The sequence below is a fragment of the Comamonas flocculans genome (genome assembly GCF_007954405.1).
GTDB lineage: Bacteria > Pseudomonadota > Gammaproteobacteria > Burkholderiales > Burkholderiaceae_C > Comamonas_C > Comamonas_C flocculans.
In genome coordinates this window covers 591,074-608,065 of sequence record NZ_CP042344.1, presented here as the reverse complement: position 1 = coordinate 608,065, position 16,992 = coordinate 591,074, and the positions used below count along the sequence as shown (strand labels likewise).

General features: G+C 63.6%; 18 protein-coding genes and 2 tRNA genes. 7 read left to right on the top strand and 13 right to left on the bottom strand.

What is annotated here, in order from left to right:
- Window positions 1-174: 174 nt before the first annotated feature.
- The 3 genes from infC to FOZ74_RS03090 form a co-directional block, all read right to left on the bottom strand.
- Complete coding sequence (gene infC, locus FOZ74_RS03100) at window positions 175-777, bottom strand: translation initiation factor IF-3 (RefSeq protein WP_146911699.1); 603 nt, start codon at window positions 775-777, stop codon at window positions 175-177.
- A gap of 81 nt (window positions 778-858) precedes the next feature.
- A complete protein-coding gene (thrS, locus tag FOZ74_RS03095) occupies window positions 859-2,778 on the bottom strand; it encodes a threonine--tRNA ligase (protein ID WP_146911698.1) in 1,920 nt (639 codons plus the stop codon).
- A gap of 221 nt (window positions 2,779-2,999) precedes the next feature.
- Window positions 3,000-5,276, bottom strand: a complete 2,277-nt coding sequence (locus FOZ74_RS03090; RefSeq protein WP_146911697.1) for an arginine/lysine/ornithine decarboxylase — start codon at window positions 5,274-5,276, stop codon at window positions 3,000-3,002.
- A 147-nt stretch (window positions 5,277-5,423) separates the two neighbouring features.
- On the opposite strand from FOZ74_RS03090, the gene FOZ74_RS03085 reads away from it, so the two are divergent.
- From FOZ74_RS03085 to FOZ74_RS03055, 7 genes are all read left to right on the top strand, one after another.
- Window positions 5,424-5,855 carry an NfeD family protein gene (locus FOZ74_RS03085; RefSeq protein ID WP_146911696.1) on the top strand — a complete coding sequence of 144 codons (432 nt, stop codon included), beginning with the start codon at window positions 5,424-5,426 and terminating at the stop codon, window positions 5,853-5,855.
- A gap of 51 nt (window positions 5,856-5,906) precedes the next feature.
- Window positions 5,907-6,824 carry an SPFH domain-containing protein gene (locus tag FOZ74_RS03080; protein ID WP_146911695.1) on the top strand — a complete coding sequence of 306 codons (918 nt, stop codon included), beginning with the start codon at window positions 5,907-5,909 and terminating at the stop codon, window positions 6,822-6,824.
- Window positions 6,825-6,866: 42 nt separating this feature from the next.
- On the top strand, window positions 6,867-7,433 hold the full coding sequence (gene pgsA / locus FOZ74_RS03075; RefSeq protein WP_146911694.1) for a CDP-diacylglycerol--glycerol-3-phosphate 3-phosphatidyltransferase: 567 nt from the start codon (window positions 6,867-6,869) through the stop codon (window positions 7,431-7,433).
- Window positions 7,434-7,666: 233 nt separating this feature from the next.
- Window positions 7,667-7,939 carry an HU family DNA-binding protein gene (locus FOZ74_RS03070; protein ID WP_146911693.1) on the top strand — a complete coding sequence of 91 codons (273 nt, stop codon included), beginning with the start codon at window positions 7,667-7,669 and terminating at the stop codon, window positions 7,937-7,939.
- Between the two features lie 18 nt (window positions 7,940-7,957).
- Window positions 7,958-8,033, top strand: a tRNA-Val gene (locus FOZ74_RS03065).
- Window positions 8,034-8,096: 63 nt separating this feature from the next.
- A complete protein-coding gene (locus FOZ74_RS03060; RefSeq protein WP_146911692.1) occupies window positions 8,097-10,016 on the top strand; it encodes a SurA N-terminal domain-containing protein in 1,920 nt (639 codons plus the stop codon).
- 45 nt (window positions 10,017-10,061) lie between these two features.
- Window positions 10,062-10,137, top strand: a tRNA-His gene (locus FOZ74_RS03055).
- 707 nt (window positions 10,138-10,844) lie between these two features.
- Here the strand turns inward: FOZ74_RS03055 and FOZ74_RS03050 are convergent.
- From FOZ74_RS03050 to FOZ74_RS03005, 10 genes are all read right to left on the bottom strand, one after another.
- Window positions 10,845-11,060 carry a hypothetical protein gene (locus tag FOZ74_RS03050; RefSeq protein WP_146911691.1) on the bottom strand — a complete coding sequence of 72 codons (216 nt, stop codon included), beginning with the start codon at window positions 11,058-11,060 and terminating at the stop codon, window positions 10,845-10,847.
- Window positions 11,057-11,275: a phosphoheptose isomerase family protein gene (locus FOZ74_RS03045; protein ID WP_146911690.1), complete on the bottom strand. Its 219-nt coding sequence runs from the start codon at window positions 11,273-11,275 to the stop codon at window positions 11,057-11,059. Before FOZ74_RS03045 ends, FOZ74_RS03050 begins: the two co-directional genes overlap by 4 nt.
- Complete coding sequence (locus tag FOZ74_RS03040; protein ID WP_186764645.1) at window positions 11,259-11,507, bottom strand: hypothetical protein; 249 nt, start codon at window positions 11,505-11,507, stop codon at window positions 11,259-11,261. Before FOZ74_RS03040 ends, FOZ74_RS03045 begins: the two co-directional genes overlap by 17 nt.
- A 71-nt stretch (window positions 11,508-11,578) precedes the next feature.
- Complete coding sequence (locus FOZ74_RS03035; protein WP_146911689.1) at window positions 11,579-12,370, bottom strand: hypothetical protein; 792 nt, start codon at window positions 12,368-12,370, stop codon at window positions 11,579-11,581.
- Between the two features lie 98 nt (window positions 12,371-12,468).
- Entirely contained in the window at window positions 12,469-13,203 is a 735-nt protein-coding gene (locus tag FOZ74_RS03030) for a helix-turn-helix domain-containing protein (RefSeq protein ID WP_186764644.1), read from the bottom strand.
- A 2-nt stretch (window positions 13,204-13,205) separates the two neighbouring features.
- On the bottom strand, window positions 13,206-13,559 hold the full coding sequence (locus FOZ74_RS03025) for a helix-turn-helix domain-containing protein (protein WP_146911688.1): 354 nt from the start codon (window positions 13,557-13,559) through the stop codon (window positions 13,206-13,208).
- Window positions 13,560-13,808 carry a helix-turn-helix domain-containing protein gene (locus tag FOZ74_RS03020; protein ID WP_146911687.1) on the bottom strand — a complete coding sequence of 83 codons (249 nt, stop codon included), beginning with the start codon at window positions 13,806-13,808 and terminating at the stop codon, window positions 13,560-13,562. It lies immediately after the preceding gene.
- 101 nt (window positions 13,809-13,909) lie between these two features.
- Window positions 13,910-14,377 (bottom strand): hypothetical protein, encoded by a 468-nt coding sequence (locus FOZ74_RS03015; RefSeq protein ID WP_146911686.1) that lies wholly within the window; start codon window positions 14,375-14,377, stop codon window positions 13,910-13,912.
- A 105-nt stretch (window positions 14,378-14,482) separates the two neighbouring features.
- Complete coding sequence (locus FOZ74_RS03010) at window positions 14,483-15,739, bottom strand: tyrosine-type recombinase/integrase (protein ID WP_255437753.1); 1,257 nt, start codon at window positions 15,737-15,739, stop codon at window positions 14,483-14,485.
- A 414-nt stretch (window positions 15,740-16,153) separates the two neighbouring features.
- On the bottom strand, window positions 16,154-16,969 hold the full coding sequence (locus tag FOZ74_RS03005; RefSeq protein ID WP_146911684.1) for an alpha/beta hydrolase: 816 nt from the start codon (window positions 16,967-16,969) through the stop codon (window positions 16,154-16,156).
- Window positions 16,970-16,992: the final 23 nt, after the last annotated feature.

The window sequence follows — 16,992 nt, the reverse complement described above, 5'->3', positions numbered from 1 at the left end:
TGCATGCTCCTTTTCATTTGTGCTCGTGAGGCGTTTGCACACCGCTGTGCAAACTTGCGGGCCCCGAGCCACTTTTGAAACGTGCCGCCGCTTGCGCCGCAGCCCGTGCGGCAGCGCTCTCGCGCCGCCTGTTGGCGCGCCGGCAGTGCCGCCGCGCCACATCTTGCCTCTTGCCTACGCCGTGGTTGCGGCGTTGCTGCCCGCGCTCCTGGCGCTGGCCTGCTTCTTGCGCGCCGGCGCAATCATCATCACCATCTGGCGGCCTTCGAGCTTGGGAAACTGCTCCACCTGGATGGTGTCGGCCAGCTCGTCGCGCAGCCGGTTGAGCAGCGCCAGGCCCAGTTCCTGGTGGGTGATTTCACGGCCGCGAAAGCGCAGCGTCACCTTGACCTTGTCGCCCTCGCCCAGAAAGCGGCGGATGTTGCGCAGCTTGATGTTGTAGTCGCCTTCGTCGGTACCGGGGCGGAACTTCACTTCCTTGATGTCGATGACGGTCTGCTTGGCCTTGGCCTCGGCCGCCTTCTTCTGCTCCTGGTACTTGAACTTGCCGTAATCCATCAGGCGGCAGACGGGCGGGTGGGCCGTGGCGGCAATTTCCACCAGATCCACGTCCAGGTCGCCCGCCATGCGCAGGGCTTCCTGCAGGCTCACGATGCCTATGGCTTCATTGTCCGGTCCGGTCAGGCGCACTTCAGGCGCCATGATTTCCCGGTTCAGCCGGTGCTTGCGCTCCTCGCGGTGACGGCGATCACGGTATTCAGTAGCGATGGTTTTCACCTCTGTTCAATTTGACTACGAAAAGCGTAGCCGCTTGCGCACATGCGACGTGCACCAAAGCGTGGCTGCAACCACGAAAAATCAGGCTTTGGAGGCGATGTCCCGTGCGATCCGTTCGACGAAGGCGTCGAGAGACATCACGCCCAGGTCCACATTGCCCCGGGCACGTACCGCAACGCTGCCGACGGCCTTTTCCTTGTCGCCTGCGACCAGGATATAGGGCGGCTTTTGCAGCGCTTGCTCACGTATTTTATACGTAATCTTCTGGCTGCCCAGCGCCGTGACCACTCTAAGATCTTGATTCGGCAATGCTTTTTGCAGCTTTGCGGCAATTTCGCGACAGTAGTCGGCCTGCGCATCGGTGATGTTGAGCACCGCCACCTGCACCGGGGCGAGCCACGCGGGCAGGGCGCCCGCGTGCTGCTCGATCAGGATGCCGATGAAGCGCTCCAGCGAACCCACGATGGCGCGGTGCAGCATCACCGGGCGGTGGCGCGCGCCGTCCTCGCCCACGTATTCGGCGTCGAGCCGCTCGGGCATGGAGAAGTCCACCTGCATGGTGCCGCACTGCCACTGGCGCCCGATCGCGTCCTTGAGCGTGTATTCGATCTTCGGACCGTAGAACGCCCCTTCGCCGGGCGAGATTTCATACTCGCAGCCCGTGGCCTTCAGGCTCTCGATCAGCGCCGCCTCGGCCTTGTCCCAGACCTCGTCGGAACCGATGCGCGCCTCGGGGCGCGTGGCGATCTTGTAGATGATGTCCTTGAAGCCGAAGTCCGCATACACCTTCTGCAGCACGCGCGTGAAGGCCAGCACCTCGTCCTGGACCTGGTCCTCGGTGCAGAAGATGTGCCCGTCGTCCTGCGTGAAGGCGCGCACCCGCATGATGCCGTGCAGGCCGCCCGTGGGTTCGTTCCTGTGGCACTGGCCAAACTCGCCATAGCGCAGCGGCAGGTCGCGGTAGCTCTTGACGCCCTGTTTGAAGATCAGGATGTGGCCCGGGCAGTTCATGGGCTTGAGGGCGTAGTCGCGTTTTTCCGACTCCGTCGTGAACATGTTCTCGCGGTACTTGTCCCAGTGGCCGGTCTTCTCCCACAAGCCCTTGTCCAGAATCTGCGGGGCCTTGACTTCCTGGTAGCCGCTGTCGCGGTAGACGCGCCGCATGTACTGCTCCACCTCCTGCCAGATGGCCCAGCCGCGCGGGTGCCAGAACACCGTGCCGGGCGAGTGCTCGTCGATGTGAAACAGATCCAGCTCGCGCCCCAGCCTGCGGTGGTCGCGCTTTTCCGCTTCCTCCAGCATGCTCAGGTAGTTCTGCAAGTCTTCCTTGCTGGCCCAGGCGGTGCCGTAGATGCGCTGCAGCATCTCGTTGCGGTGGTCGCCGCGCCAGTAGGCGCCGGCCACCTTCATCAGCTTGAAGAATTTCAGCTTGCCCGTGCTGGGCACGTGCGGGCCGCGGCACAGGTCTTCGAAGCCGCCCTCGCGGTACAGGCTCACGTCCTCGTTCGCGGGGATGCTGGCGATGATCTCGGCCTTGTAGTGCTCGCCCATGCCCTTGAAATATTCGACCGCCGCATCGCGCGGCAACACGCGGCGCACCACCGGCTCGTCCCTGGCCGCAAGTTCGGCCATGCGCTTTTCGATGGCAGCCAGATCTTCGGGCGTGAACGGGCGCTTGTAGCTGAAGTCGTAGTAGAAGCCGTTTTCGATCACCGGGCCTATGGTGACCTGCGCGTCGGGGAACAGCTCCTTGACCGCGTAGGCGAGCAGGTGGGCCGTGGAGTGGCGGATGACGTCCAGCCCCTCGGCATCCTTGGCCGTCAGGATGGCCACCTCGCTGTCGGCTGCGATGGGGTAGGCCGTGTCGACCACCTTGCCGTCGACCTTGCCGGCAATCGCTGCGCGCGCCAGTCCCGCGCCGATGGAGGCGGCCACTTCGGCGACGGTGACGGGCCCGGGAAACTGGCGCTGCGAACCGTCAGGTAGCGTGATCTGAACCATGGCGTGAGTCCCTTGCAAAACGGTGGGTGATCAAGACAACAAAAAGCGCGGAACGAGGTCCGCGCTTCTTGGGGAAAGAGAGAGGCTTTCGGGCAGGCGCGAACCATCAGCCCAGGGGGCCGGCTTCCTTTGCGGTGGTAGTTCGCGGTGTCATAACCGGGTATGCCTTTCTTGCCCTTGCTGCATTGATTTAGCTCCCCATTTTAACGCCAAGGGCTGTTTCAGGCGACACAGTCGGCAAAATAGCTCATGGTGCCGTCTTCGCCCTTGAGTTCCACCAGTCCATGGATGTCGGTGTCGAAGCCGGGGCACAGGCGCGAGAACTCGCGCGCGAACTTGAGATAGTCCACGATCTTGCGGTTGAACACCTCGCCCGGAATGAGCAGCGGTATGCCTGGCGGATAGGGCGTGATCAGGCTGGTGGTGATGCGCCCTTCGAGGTCGTCGATCGCCACGCGCTCGGTCTTGCGCGCGGCGATGTGCGCGAAGGCGTCGCTCGGCTTCATCGCCGGGGTCAGCGGCGACAGATACATCTCGGTGGTCAGGCGTGCCACGTTGTAGCGTGCATACAGCTCGTGCACGTGCTGGCACAGGTCCTTCAGGCCCATGTGCTCGTAGCGTGGCTGCTGCTGGCTGAACTCGGGCAGGATGCGCCACATCGGCTGGTTCTTCTCGTAGTCGTCCTTGAACTGCTGCAAGGCCGTGAGCATGGTGTTCCAGCGGCCCTTGGTGATGCCGATGGTGAACATGATGAAGAAGCTGTAGAGCCCGGTCTTCTCCACCACCACGCCGTGCTCGGCCAGGTATTTGGTGACGATGCTCGCCGGAATGCCCACCTTGTGGAACTTGCCGTCCAGATCCAGACCGGGCGTGACGATGGTGGACTTGATCGGGTCGAGCATGTTGAAGCCGTCGGCCAGGTTGCCAAAACCGTGCCACTTGCTGCCGTTCTTCTTGCTCTTGCCGTCGCTGCGGATGATCCAGTCGTCGGCGCGGCCTATGCCTTCCTCGGCGATCTTTTCCGGCCCCCAGACCTTGAACCACCAGTCGCCCTTGCCGAATTCCTCCTCCACCTTGCGCATCGCGCGGCGAAAGTTCAGCGCCTCGAGGATGGACTCCTCCACCAGCGCGGTGCCACCCGGCGGCTCCATCATGGCGGCTGCCACGTCGCAGCTGGCGATGATGCTGTACTGCGGGCTGGTACTGGTGTGCATCAGATAGGCTTCGTTGAACAGATGCCAGTCCAGCTTGGTGCTCTGGCTGTCCTGCACCAGCACGTGACTCGCCTGGCTGATGCCCGCGAGCAGCTTGTGGATGGATTGCGTGGAATACACCACCGACTGCTGGGGCCGCGCGCGCTTCTTGCCCATCGCGTGGTAGCTGCCATAGAAGGGGTGAAAGGCGGCGTGCGGCAGCCAGGCTTCGTCGAAGTGCAGGTTGTCCACGTAGCCGTCGAGCATCTGCTTGATGGCCTCGGTGTTGTAGAGCACGCCGTCGTAGGTGGACTGGGTGAGCGTGAGGATGCGCGGGCGCACCTTCTTCGGGTCCACGCCCTTGAGCAAGGGGTTGGCGCGGATCTTGGCCTTGATGGTGGCGGGCTCGAACTCCGACTTGGGAATGGGCCCGATGATGCCGAAGTGGTTGCGCGTGGGCTTGAGGAACACCGGGATCGCACCCGTCATGATGATGGAGTGCAGGATGGACTTGTGGCAGTTGCGGTCCACCACCACCACGTCGCCCGGCGCCACCGTGTGGTGCCAGACGATCTTGTTGCTCGTGGAGGTGCCGTTGGTCACGAAGAAGCAGTGGTCGGCGTTGAAGATGCGGGCCGCGTTGCGCTCGCTCTCGCCGATGGCGCCGTTGTGGTCCAGCAGCTGGCCGAGCTCCTCCACCGCATTGCATACGTCCGCGCGCAGCATGTTCTCGCCGTAGAACTGGTGGTACATCTGGCCGATCGGGCTCTTCAGAAAAGCCACCCCGCCCGAATGGCCGGGGCAGTGCCAGGAGTACGAGCCGTCCTCGGCATAGTCGAGCAGCGCCTTGAAGAACGGCGGCTGTATGCCTTCCAGATAGCCCTTGGCCTCGCGGATGATGTGCTTGGCAACGAACTCCGGCGTGTCCTCGAACATGTGGATGAAGCCGTGCAGCTCGCGCAGGATGTCGTTGGGCAGGTGGCGGCTGGTTCTGGTTTCGCCGTAGATGTAGATCGGCACGTCGGCGTTCTTGCGCCGCACCTCCTCGATGAAGGCGCGCAGGCTGTGGATGATCGGGTCCTGCCCCGAGCCCAGCGTGATCTCCTCGTCGTCGATCGACAGGATGAAGGCGCTGGCACGGCTTTGCTGCTGCGCAAACTGCGTCAGGTCGCCATAGCTCGTGACGCCAAGCACCTCGAAGCCCTCGGCTTCGATGGCTTGCGCCAGCGCGCGTATGCCCAGGCCCGAGGTGTTGTCGGAACGGTAGTCCTCATCGATGATGACAATCGGAAAGCGAAATTTCATGGGCCGGCTCCGGCGTGCGCGCAATGACAAAATGGCGCGAAGTGTAGGTAAAAAGCCAGACGGCCAAGACCGCTGGCGGGCGGTTCAAGGACAATGCGTATGCGCGCCGCCACACCCATACCCTAACGCGAAACAGGAGGCTTTGCCATGGAACTCAGTGCTGCAAGCTTGTGGTGGCTGGCCACCGGTGTGGCGGTGATCATCGAGCTGCTCAGTGGCACGCTGTATTTGCTGATGCTCGCGCTGGGATTGGCCGCCGGGGCGCTGGCGGCGCATCTGGGTCTGGGCAGCGTGGGCCAGATCGTGGTGTGCGCGCTGGTGGGTTCGGGCGCCGTATTTGCCGCATACTGGCTCAAACGCCATCGGCCGGGCGACCTGCCGGCCCGGGCGGACCGCGCGGTCAACCTCGATGTCGGCGAGCGGGTGCGCATCGACGCCTGGGCCGATGACGGCACCGCTGTGGTGAAATACCGCGGCGCCAACTGGACCGCGATGCACCGGCCGGGGGCGCAAGCGCTGCCCGGCATGTACCGCGTCGTCGAACTGGTGGGCAACCGCTTGATGGTGGAGCCTGTTTGAGCTCAGCGGGTCTTGCGACCCGCAGGATTTGCAACCTGGGTGGGAGTCGTCATGGAAGTTGCCATTGCCATATTCATCATCGCGGTGATCTTCATCGTAAGGGCGGTCAAGATCGTGCCGCAGCAGCACGCCTGGGTGGTGGAGCGCCTGGGCAAGTATGCGGGCACCCTCGCCCCGGGACCGAAATTCATCATTCCCTTCGTTGACCGCGTGGCCTACAAGCACAGCCTGAAGGAAATCCCGCTGGACGTGCCCAGTCAGGTCTGCATCACGCGCGACAACACCCAGCTGCAGGTGGACGGCATCCTGTACTTCCAGGTGACCGACCCGATGCGCGCCAGTTACGGTTCGAGCAACTACGTCGTGGCCGTCACGCAATTGGCACAGACCACGCTGCGCAGCGTCATCGGCAAGCTGGAGCTGGACAAGACCTTCGAAGAGCGCGACATGATCAACGCCCAGGTGGTGGAGGCCATCGACCAGGCGGCGCTGAACTGGGGCGTGAAGGTCTTGCGCTACGAGATCAAGGACCTCACGCCGCCGGCCGAAATCCTGCGCGCGATGCAGGCGCAGATCACTGCCGAGCGTGAAAAGCGCGCGGTCATCGCCACCTCCGAAGGCAAGCGCCAGGAGGAAATCAACCTGGCAGAAGGGCAGAAGCAGGCCGCGATCGCCAAGTCCGAAGGCGAAAAGCAGGCGCAGATCAACAATGCCGAAGGCGAGGCGGCGGCCATCACCGCCGTGGCCACGGCCACCGCTGACGCCATCGAGCGCGTCGCTGCCGCCATCCGGCTGCCCGCGGGCGATCAGGCGGTGCAGCTCAAGGTGGCGGAAAAGGCGGTCGACGCCTACAGCCGGGTGGCCGCGGACGCGACCACCACGCTGGTCGTGCCGAGCAACATGACGGAAGTATCCGCGTTGATCACCTCGGCCATGAAGATGGTGCAGGCGGGACAGCGCCCGATCTGAGACACCGGCGCCGGGCTACGCACCGCTTCGCGGGATGCACGCATGTTCTTCACCATTCCCACGTTGCTGACCTGGGCGCGCATCGTCGCCATTCCGCTGATCGTCGGCGTGTACTACCTGCCGCTGGAGATGGCGCTGCGCAACGAGGTGGCGACGGCCCTGTTCGTGGTGTTTGCCGCCACCGACTGGTTCGACGGCTATCTCGCGCGCAAGCTCAACCAGGCCTCGGCCTTCGGCGCGTTTCTGGATCCGGTGGCGGACAAATTCCTGGTCAGCGCCTCCCTGCTGGTGCTGGTGCATCTGGGGCGGGTGGACGTGTTCGTCGCGCTCATCATCATCGGGCGCGAGATCGCGATCAGCGCGCTGCGCGAGTGGATGGCGCACCTGGGTGCAAGCAAGAGCGTTGCGGTGCACATGCTGGGCAAGGTCAAGACGGCGGTGCAAATGATCGCGATCCCCTTCCTGCTCTTTGACGCACCGGTTGCCGGCTTGCTGGACACGGGTGTCTGGGGCAAATGGCTGATCTGGCTCGCGGCCGTGCTCACCATCTGGTCCATGATCTATTACCTGCAGCGCGCCTTGCCCGAGATCCGGGCACGCGCCCGTTAAAGCCGGGGCGGCGGGTACGGCGGGGAGGCGGGGGCAAATGCGACTAGAATTTGACCGGTCGCCAAGCGGGTTCAGACGGATTGACACCCGAAAAGGCGACGGTTTTAATGTACGCGGCTACCATGGCCGCCACGCGTTTTCCCCCGTGGGCGCCGGCACCTGGTCTGGAGCCGGCGGGCAGGCGCGGACCCGAATCACGACACACCACTACCCTTTTTCAAGAGAGGCTTCTTGTGAACAAGACCGAATTGATCGAGCACATTGCAAACCATGCTGATATCTCCAAGGCTGCCGCAACGCGTGCACTGGAGTCCACCATCGATGCGGTCAAGAAGACCTTGAAGAAGGGCGGCACGGTGTCTCTCGTCGGTTTCGGTACGTTCGCGGTCGGCAAGCGCGCTGCGCGCACGGGGCGCAACCCGCGCACGGGGGCCAGCATCAAGATCAAGGCGGCCAAGGTGCCCAAGTTCCGCCCGGGCAAGGCGTTGAAAGACGCCTTGAATTGACAGGCGGTTGATGAAGCAGGGTGCTTAGCTCAGTTGGTAGAGCGGCGCCTTTACACGGCGTAGGTCGGCGGTTCGAGACCGTCAGCACCCACCATTCACAACGCGAAGGCGAACGTCGAGTTCGCCTTTTGTTTTGTCGCTCAAGAGTAACCAGTCCATGTTCGAAGCCATACGCAAGCATTCCAAGATCGTCATGGGGATCTTGTTTTTGCTCATCATCCCTTCCTTTGTGCTGTTTGGCATCGACGGCAACTACTTCGGCGAAAAAAGTCCTGCGGTGGCGAGCGTCGACGGCAAGGCCATCACGCAGGCCGAATGGGACAACGCCCACCGCAACGAAAGCGACCGGCTGCGCGCGCAGCAACCCGGGGTGGACGGCAAATTGCTCGATTCGCCGCAGGCACGCTACGCCACCCTTGAGCGCCTCGTGCGCGACCGGGTGCTTGCCGCGGCCGCACAGCACATGCATCTGGCCGTCAGCGACGCACAACTGGCGCGCGAGCTGCAAGCCATACCTGCCATCGCCCAGCTGCGCAAGTCCGACGGCAAGCTGGATGTGGATGCCTACCGCGCGCTGGTCGGTGCCCAGGGCCTGACCCCCGAGGGCTTCGAGGCGCAGATGCGCAGTGACCTGTCGGTCGCTCAGGTACTGGGTGGCGTGGTTTCCACCAGCTTTGTCAGCCCGGCCGAGAGCAAACTGGGCATGGAAGCGCTGCTGCAGCGCCGTGAAGTGCAGATTGCGCGCTTTGATGCGCACAAGTACGCCTCGGAAGTCAAGGTGGACGATGCGGCGCTGCAGGCCTACTACCAGGCCCATACCGCACGGTTTCGCCAGGCCGAGGAAGCCAGCATTGAATACGTCGTGCTGGACCTGGACGCGATCAAGGCCGGCATCTCGGTCAACGAGGACGACCTGCGCACCTACTACAAGGAAAACCAGGACCGTCTGGCGGGCAAGGAAGAGCGCCGCGCGAGCCACATCCTGATCAACGCGCCCAAGGATGCGCCCGCTGCAGAGCGCGAGGCGGCGCACAAGAAGGCCGAAGGCCTGCTGGCCGAGGTACGCAAGGACCCGGCGCGCTTTGCTGCGATCGCCAAGGAAAACTCCCAGGACCCGGGCTCTGCGCCCCAGGGGGGCGACCTGGGCTATTTCATGCGTGGTGCCATGGTCAAACCGTTCGAGGATGCGGTGTTCTCCATGCACAAGGGCGAGATCAGCGACATCGTCGAGACCGATTTCGGCTACCACATCATCGAACTGACAGACATCAAGACGCCCAAGGCGCCCAGCTTTGAGGAGGCGCGTCCGGCGCTCGAGGCAGAGCTGCGTCAGCAGCAGGCGCAGCGCAAGTTCGCCGAGGTGGCCGAGGCCTTCTCCAACATCGTCTACGAGCAGCCCGACAGCCTGCAACCGGTAGCCGACAAACTGCATCTGAAGGTGCAAACCGCCTCGGGGCTTGCGCGCAAACCTGCCACCGGTGCCCAGGGTGTGCTGGCCAACGCACGCTTCCTCGACGCCTTGTTTGCGCCCGAGTCGCTGCAGAGCAAGCGCAATACCGAGGCGGTGGACGTAGGCAGCAACGAATTGGCCGCGGGTCGCATCGTTTCCTACCAGCCGGCGCAGACCCTGCCCTACGAGGAAGCCAAGGACCGCGTTCGCACCGCTTTTGTCGCTGCCAAGTCTGCAGAGCTGGCCACCGCCGAGGGCGAAGCCAAGCTGGCCGCCTGGCGAGAGAAGCCAGCGAGCGCCAGCGGGCTGGCTCCGGCAATCACCATTGCGCGCGATCAGCCGGCCGGCCAGCCCGCCGCGCTGGTGGACGCCGTGCTGCGCGCATCCTCCGACACGCTGCCGAACTGGGTTGGCGTAGGGCTGGGCGAGCAGGGCTATGCCGTGGTCAAGATCGAGCGCATCGTGCCCCGTGACCAGGCCGACACGCAGCAACAGGCCCTGACCCAGCAGTATCTGCAGGCCTGGACCCAGGCCGAAGCCCTGGCGTACTACGAGGTGCTCAAGCAGCGCTACAAGGTGCAGATCAAGGTCGCGCGCCCCGCGGCCGACGCCGTCGAGGACGACTGAGCGCGCGAGGGGCCGGAGAATTACCGCCTATAATCACGCGCTTTGGTGGCTGTAGCTCAGTTGGTAGAGTCCAGGATTGTGATTCCTGTTGTCGTGGGTTCGAGCCCCATCAGCCACCCCAGTAAAACAAAGGAAAGCGCGCTACATAAACAGTAGTGCGCTTTTTCTTTTGGTGTCGTTTTTGCGCTCGTACAGACTGTTTACAGACTGCGGTACAGGGTTTTGCACCCATACCGAACGCGCCGGTTAGAGCCTTCACCCATGCGCGCCGGGGGGAACCAGTGCGAGCCTCACTTGAAACGGTTTCAAGTGACCGGTTAGAGCCTTCACCCGGCGCGCGCGGGGGGGAGCGCCGCCGTTAGTCAGATTTCTGACGAACGTGCCGCCCACGCGCGCGGGGGGGGGAACCATCGGCGCGGGCAAGGTGACGGTTGATGTCGCGCTTCGACTCGCCAGACACCGCCGCCGTGTCGGCAGCGAACGATTGCGTTTGCTGTGGCGACCTCTTCCGGCCCAGTGCGTCTGCTGGTTGATGGGTGGGACAAGTTGTCCCACCCATCTCTTCACCCGGATGTAGCGCCTCCCAAATCTGCCTGCGCTTGATGGCCTGCGCCCACAAAAAAGCCCCTTCGATGGGGCTTGCAAGGGGCTTGTCAGGGCCTAGGCGGTGCTGGTGCTCGCCTGACGGTGAACGTGCGCCATGGCTCGCAGCCATGCACGCGCCTGAACTCGGCAAGGGCGGCGGCTTCGTCTTGACCTGGCCGAATCACCAGGCACGGGGCGATGGGCTTGTGCTGACGCTTGCGCTCAATGGCCAGCAGGCGGCGTTCAATGGATTGCATGGTGCGGCTCCTTCACCAGGTGTTGCATGTAGGGCACGGCCAGGCTCACCCATTCATCGGCGGGCAGTATCTCGCCCACCAGCAGGAAGCCGCCACGCACGCCAGCGGCAGCGGCGGCCTCGATGGATGACCACGCCAGCGGCCAGCGGCGCCGGGCGGCCTGGGCAGCTTCCAGGCGCTGCAATCTGTTTTTGATGCTCATATCAGCGTTTCCAACCAATCGACGGCGGCGTTCAGCCGGTCGGCATCGTCGGCAATCAGAATCACCGTGTGGCCTTGTGCGCGCAGACGTTCAGCTTGCGCTCGAACTTCATCGCCTTCGGGGCCATCAGGCGCAACCAGAATTGTCGGCAACGCTCCCGGCGTCGGGCGGCGCCTGGCCTCCACGGCGCGCAGGCGTTCAGTGAATCGGCGCATGGGTCTGTTCCTCCAAAACTTGCAGGCGGCGCTCCAACTCGCTGCCCTCGATTAGCCTGCCCAGCAGTGCAAGCACGTTCGCCAGCCTGGACACGTCGCCTACTTCACGCAGGCCGGCCTTGCCTTCGCGGTACAGCCGCGCCATCTCGGCTTTCACGTCATCAATGGTGTTCAATCTCAACCGCAGGCGGGGTGCAGCGTCTTTGTCCGTGGTGGTGCGGGTTCGCGCCATGTTCAGCTCTCCTTTCAAAGCCGGTTAAATGGCCCTACAGCGCGTTTTCTTGCGCCGTAGGGCCTGGGGTATTACTCCACGCCTTGCGACGCGTCAGCGGCCTGATATCGGCGCTCCAGCACGCCAATGGCCTCGGGGTCGCTGGTCATCACACCAGCCAGCCGCGCCCAATCACCACCAGCCGTCCCGAAGGATTGGTAGATTTCTTGCGGCGTCAACTGGGCGGCCTGGGTGACGGCGGCGCTGGCTTCGCGCAGAATTTCCTGGGCGCGGCGGGCAGACTGCGCCAGCTCCTGAAACTCACGCACCTGGTCAGGGTTCGCGCGCTCGATGGCTCTGACCTCAATCAGCCCCAGCAGCTCGTTGGACAGGCTGGTCAGCACGGGCGGCAGCCGCAGCACCGCATCAACAGCACGCTGATTCGTGCCATCGTGCAGCCCGGCCACGAACCGTTCACGCTCAGGCCCGGCCAGACTGCGCAGGTGCGCGGCAAGCGCCAGGTCAATCTGCACCGTCACGGCGTCGGTCGGGCTGTACGGTTGCGCGGCGCTCAATTTGCCACGCTCCACGCCCACGGCCTCGATGGCGGCGTTCAGTTTGACCTGCACCTGCCCCAGTTCGCGCAGGGTGCGGACAACGACGTTCTTGCTGTCTTCCAGCTTCGCGCCATCGCTCAGGCGCTCGTTATTGCGGATGGTGGCCAGCGAATCAGCCAGGTTTCCGACGTGCGCCAGCGCCAGCGAGACGGGCTCCCAGAATTGCGCATGTGCGCCGTTGCGCGGTGTGCGCCAGCTCGCCAACTGGCGGCGCTGGCCGGTTGCGGGGTGGACAAGCTCAATTGCGTTGCTATCAAAATTTGTCATGGTGTGTTGCTTTCAAAAAAAAGGTGGTTTTTAGGTGGTCGGGCATGGGTTGAAAATGGGGTAAATCAGCCGCGCCCGCTTTTTTGCGGTGCCAGCGCTCAAACTGCGGCGGACAAGCCCTCCGTTTTGTGGTGGCCAGCGCGGGCCGCTCGGGGTTTTGGCGGGGCCACCCGCTGTTTTCGCTTGCCAGTGACAGCAGGCTTTGCACGCTGACAGATGGCAATATCTAGAAGGTGTCCGCCTGACGGGGTAGGCGGGTCGGTCAAAACGGCCTCCATAGCCCCGTGAGACGGGGCAACGGACGATGCCTCTACCCCGTGAGACGGGGCAATAGGCGCTTCCTCTACCCCGTGAGACGGGGTAAGCGATGCGTTTTTGTCCCAGCGCCGATAAAGCTGCTCACGGCTCGGCTTTGGCGGTGGCAACGGCGCGTCATCCATGAAAGCACCACTCCTGAAGGTCTCAGCGGTGCCGGGGTCAAAACCCTTCTTGTCGTTGCTCAGTCGCTGCCAGGTGACGGCGTACCAGCTCGCCTTGTTCGGGCGATGGCCTTGCACCGTTTGATGCAGGAAACCCGCCTCCACCAGCTCACGCAGCGCACGCGCAATGACATCCTTGCTGCGCCAGCCGCGCTTGCTCAGATAGGCGCTACCCGACAGTAACCGCCCGTTGTTGCTGCTGCCAAGCTGACGCGCCAGTTCCAACAGCAACGACCGCGCAGGATGGCCTAGGCGCTGCCAGGCGGGGCTATCCAGCACTGCCCACGGCAGGGCCACAAACCCGCCCGCCATGCGCCCAGAATCGCCCTTGGTGCGCTTGTAGTCGCGGCCCATGCTCAGGCCCTCGCCAGGCCTAGCAGCGCATCGGCGTTATCGGGTTCGCGCAGCAGGTGATACCTGGCGCAGTTCCGATGCTCGAAACCCCACGCGTCCCAAAGCGAAACACGGTCGGAGTCGATCACAAACCCGAATTTGTCGTTCAGCTCCTTGACGCGGCCAGCCGGGTGATAAGCCCCGAGGACGCGCAAGTCGTGCGACGTCTTGGGGCCAATCCTCAACGCTTCGATGATGCGTCGATATTGCGCCTCGGTCGCGCTCGATTTGGTAGAATGGCGGGGCTTGCTGGTGGTATTTGAAAAGCCCTTGGTCGCGCTAACGACCGGGGCTTTTTGCTTGCTGGTGTCGGTCATTTACACGCCCTCCACGCCCACCAGGCGGCGAATGTCAGCCACGGGCCAAGCCAGACGGCCATTGATGCGAATGGGGCGAACCGGCCCGTTCTCTTGGCAGGCCCAGCCGCGCAAGGTCTGCGGGCGGCGATTCAGATAGTGCGCGGCTTCGCCCGTGGTGACCGTGGGGCGGGTGACGTGTTCCAGCGATGGATGGCTGGACTCAGGTGCCGCGCGGCGGATTGCAGCGCTGTGCAGTACGGTTTTCATCGGTTATCGCCTTTCGCCGTTTGGCGCTGTTGAGACGATTCCGAATTGTTCGCATATCTGGCCCTGCAACCGGTTGCCGATGGTTGCCGTTTGGTTGCCGATTACTGACCGAATTTTTGTTCGCGGTAGGCGTCAAGCCGCTTGGCAAATGTTTGTCGCTTGATGCCCTCGGCCCTGGCCACTTCGGAAATGCCGCGCGGGTACTGTGCATAGCTGTCGCCGGGCATGACCAGGCCAGCATCAATGCACGCTTGCCAGTGGCGCGCGCCCATCTGCGCTGCGGTTTCTTTTGGCTTTTTTTCCAGCGGCGCAATCGCAGGCGCTGCGGATTTTTTCTCGGCCCATGAATCAATGAAGTGAATCATGCGCCCGCGCTCCATAGCTTCCAGCTCATCGGGCGACGCGATTCGTTCATATGCTCGCACTATGACGCCATGATTTTCGGCGTACAGCCAGCCAAGCACTCCATGCCGAACAGCATGTTCAAACCGCCGGTAATCGCGGTGGCGATTCTTCAGGCGCTCGCGCGCAACACTCAGCAATGCCTCGCGTTCTTCGTTCGTCAACATATCCGCGCCTCCCATAGCGCACCCCTGAAAAGGTGCCCCAGCAGGCGGGCAGGGAAACCCGCTTTTCGGCCAGGTTTCGAAGCTGGCCTAGCTGGGGCGAAAACATCAATTCACGGCGCGCAACTTGCCAGGTTCCGCCTGGGCGTCGAACTGAACCCCGGCCTGTTCCAAAATCCACGCCTCGAACTTTTCATGGTGCAGGCGCAGCAGGTCGAGCGGGCGCACGCGGTAATGCTTTTCAGCGGTGGCGCTGGGCTTGTGGCCTTGAATCTGCGCCACCACGCCAGCGGGCAGCTCCAGCCACTCGGACAAGCTGCCAAAGCTGCGGCGCAGTCCGTGCAGGGTGACATTCACGCCAGCGACGGCGCAGGCGTCGGCAAGGCGGCGATGCGGGCGGCTTATGGGTGCAGTGCCCCATTCATTGGAAAACACGAAGTCGCCACGGCGGGGCAGGCTTGCAATCAGGTGGTGCATGTAGGGCGTCAGGGGCACTTGCCGGGTGCCATCGTTGCCGCCTTTGCTGGCGTCCTTGTCGCGAATGGTGAGTGCTTTCCATTGCGTGTTCACGTCCTCCCAGCGCAGCATTTGCAGCTCGCCCGGGCGCGCGCCAGTCAGCAGCAGCCCCAGCAGGTAGGCGCTTGCGGCGGCGCTTTGCAGCCCTTGCACGGCTTGAAAAAACGCGGGTAGCTGCTCCTTCAGCAGCGCGTCCTTCTTGGCTTGGGGCTTGCCCAGCGCTTCGCGGGCGCGGCGGTTCTTGGCAGCATTGGCAGTGACCAGCTCGGCATATTCCGGGCGCTCGGTACACCAGTTCAGGAAGGCGTTGAACAGGTGCAAGCCAAGGCGGGCGCGTGTCGGGCGCGTGCGGGCTTCTTCCATTGCCCACTGGTGCATGGTTTCCCCGGTCACGTCCAACAGGCGCAGGGGTGCGAAGTGTGCCAGCGGCCCGGGCGTGGTGGTGCCCTTGCCTCGCTTTTTGGGCTCGCCACCTGGGGCCATCATGCCCACGTTGTCGGCCAGGTGCAGCGCGCCCCAGAACGGGCGGCGGGCTTCGATGTACGCGGCCCATGCCTGGCCTACTGTCAGGGCTTCGCGCTGCGCTTGCACGGCGGCGGCAGCGCGTGCGGCTTCCTCGGCTTCGCGCTTTTCCCATGCTTCGCGTTCAACTTCGCGCGGGTCTATCCCTTGCGTGGTCATGTTGCGCAGGGTGCGGGCTTGCGTCTGGGCTTCGCTGATTGATACGGCGGGCCATTCACCCAGAGAACGGGTTATCAGCTTGCCCTTCATGCGGGTTTCAAACTGCCAGAACTTGCCCCCGGCAGGTGTCACGCGCAGGCGCAGGCCCTTGGTGTCGCCATCCTTCACCAGAACGAACCGGACGCCAGCGGGGCACGCGGCGCGCTCAAGTAGCCCCTGCGTCAGGGTATGGGCGGCCTTGTAGTCGATTGACGCTGATTTGCTCGGCCTTGCCATGGTGCTGCCTTGTACAGACTGTTTACAGACTAAAAACCCGAATTTTGGGCAATATCAATCAACGCTTCGCGGGCTTGGTGTAGCTCTAAACTGTTGATTTACATGGATTGTATCTACGCAACGCAACACAAGCAAACACTATTTGGGCTGGATTGTGATTCCTGTTGTCGTGGGTTCGAGCCCCATCAGCCACCCCAGATAAACAAAGGAAGCCCTGCTACTTAAAAAGTAGCAAGGTTTTTTTTGAGTGTCGTTTTTGCTCCCGAAGCGATCGCTGACGAGCCGGGCTGCATGGTTCTGGGCTCGTCACGCGCGTTCGATGTGCTGCAGGTTGAGCAAGGCCGCCTCGATCGCGGCAGCGGTGGTGCGCGGTTGCTCCATCGGAAAGAGGTGGCTGCCGTCGAGCATCAGGATGCGGCCGCGCGTGATTTTTTCCGTCAGGCCCAGGCCCACCTGGCGCATCTCGTGCGAGCCGCGTGCGCCGATGAAGGCGGCCGGGCACTGCAGCGGGTGGCGGCGCAGCAGCTGTTCCAGATTGTGCGGGACGGTGTTGTAGATCTGCGTTTCCACGTCGCGGTCAAAGCTCAGCGCGCAGCCCGCGCCGGTGTCGGTGAGGCCGGCGGCCACGTAGTCGTGCAGTACGGCGCTGTCCCATTGGGCAAAGGCCTTCTTGCGCTGGAAATGGGCCAGCGCTTCCTCGCGATCGGACCAGCTCTTGCGCCGTGCGCGGCTGATTCGCCCCGGAGTCAGGGCGCCTATGGCCTGAACCTGCTTGGCTACGCCGACGGCGCCCGCCTTCCAGCCGCCGACCAGGGGTGAATCGAGCAACAGCACGCCGCGCGCCAGTTCCGGATGGCGCGCTGCCGCCATCAGGCTGAGATAGCCGCCGAGCGAGTGCCCGACGAGGTAGGCGCGCTCGCCGCTTTGCTGTTGCAGAGCCGCTGCGTGGTCAGCCAGTTGCCGCACCAGATGGGGCCAGTTGCTTGTGACCGGGTAGCGTGGGTCGTGACCGTAGCGCTCGACCGCGCTGAGCTGAAAACCGCGTTCGCGCAAGTGGCCGAACAGGATGCGGTAGGTGCCGGCGGGAAAGCTGTTGGCGTGCGAGAAGACGATCTGGGTCATGGCGAGCGGAGGGCGGCGCCCGG

Bases quoted from the DNA above. Each gene is read 5' to 3' on its own strand.
- FOZ74_RS03015 (WP_146911686.1), bottom strand. From the start codon at position 14,377: ATGTTGACGAACGAAGAACGCGAGGCATTGCTGAGTGTTGCGCGCGAG.
- FOZ74_RS03085 (WP_146911696.1), top strand. From the start codon at position 5,424: ATGGAACTCAGTGCTGCAAGCTTGTGGTGGCTGGCCACCGGTGTGGCG.
- pgsA (WP_146911694.1), top strand. From the start codon at position 6,867: ATGTTCTTCACCATTCCCACGTTGCTGACCTGGGCGCGCATCGTCGCC.
- FOZ74_RS03045 (WP_146911690.1), bottom strand. From the start codon at position 11,275: ATGCGCCGATTCACTGAACGCCTGCGCGCCGTGGAGGCCAGGCGCCGC.
- FOZ74_RS03050 (WP_146911691.1), bottom strand. From the start codon at position 11,060: ATGAGCATCAAAAACAGATTGCAGCGCCTGGAAGCTGCCCAGGCCGCC.
- FOZ74_RS03005 (WP_146911684.1), bottom strand. From the start codon at position 16,969: ATGACCCAGATCGTCTTCTCGCACGCCAACAGCTTTCCCGCCGGCACC.
- thrS (WP_146911698.1), bottom strand. From the start codon at position 2,778: ATGGTTCAGATCACGCTACCTGACGGTTCGCAGCGCCAGTTTCCCGGG.
- FOZ74_RS03090 (WP_146911697.1), bottom strand. From the start codon at position 5,276: ATGAAATTTCGCTTTCCGATTGTCATCATCGATGAGGACTACCGTTCC.
- FOZ74_RS03060 (WP_146911692.1), top strand. From the start codon at position 8,097: ATGTTCGAAGCCATACGCAAGCATTCCAAGATCGTCATGGGGATCTTG.
- FOZ74_RS03025 (WP_146911688.1), bottom strand. From the start codon at position 13,559: ATGACCGACACCAGCAAGCAAAAAGCCCCGGTCGTTAGCGCGACCAAG.
- FOZ74_RS03030 (WP_186764644.1), bottom strand. From the start codon at position 13,203: ATGGGCCGCGACTACAAGCGCACCAAGGGCGATTCTGGGCGCATGGCG.
- FOZ74_RS03080 (WP_146911695.1), top strand. From the start codon at position 5,907: ATGGAAGTTGCCATTGCCATATTCATCATCGCGGTGATCTTCATCGTA.
- FOZ74_RS03020 (WP_146911687.1), bottom strand. From the start codon at position 13,808: ATGAAAACCGTACTGCACAGCGCTGCAATCCGCCGCGCGGCACCTGAG.
- FOZ74_RS03040 (WP_186764645.1), bottom strand. From the start codon at position 11,507: ATGGCGCGAACCCGCACCACCACGGACAAAGACGCTGCACCCCGCCTG.
- FOZ74_RS03035 (WP_146911689.1), bottom strand. From the start codon at position 12,370: ATGACAAATTTTGATAGCAACGCAATTGAGCTTGTCCACCCCGCAACC.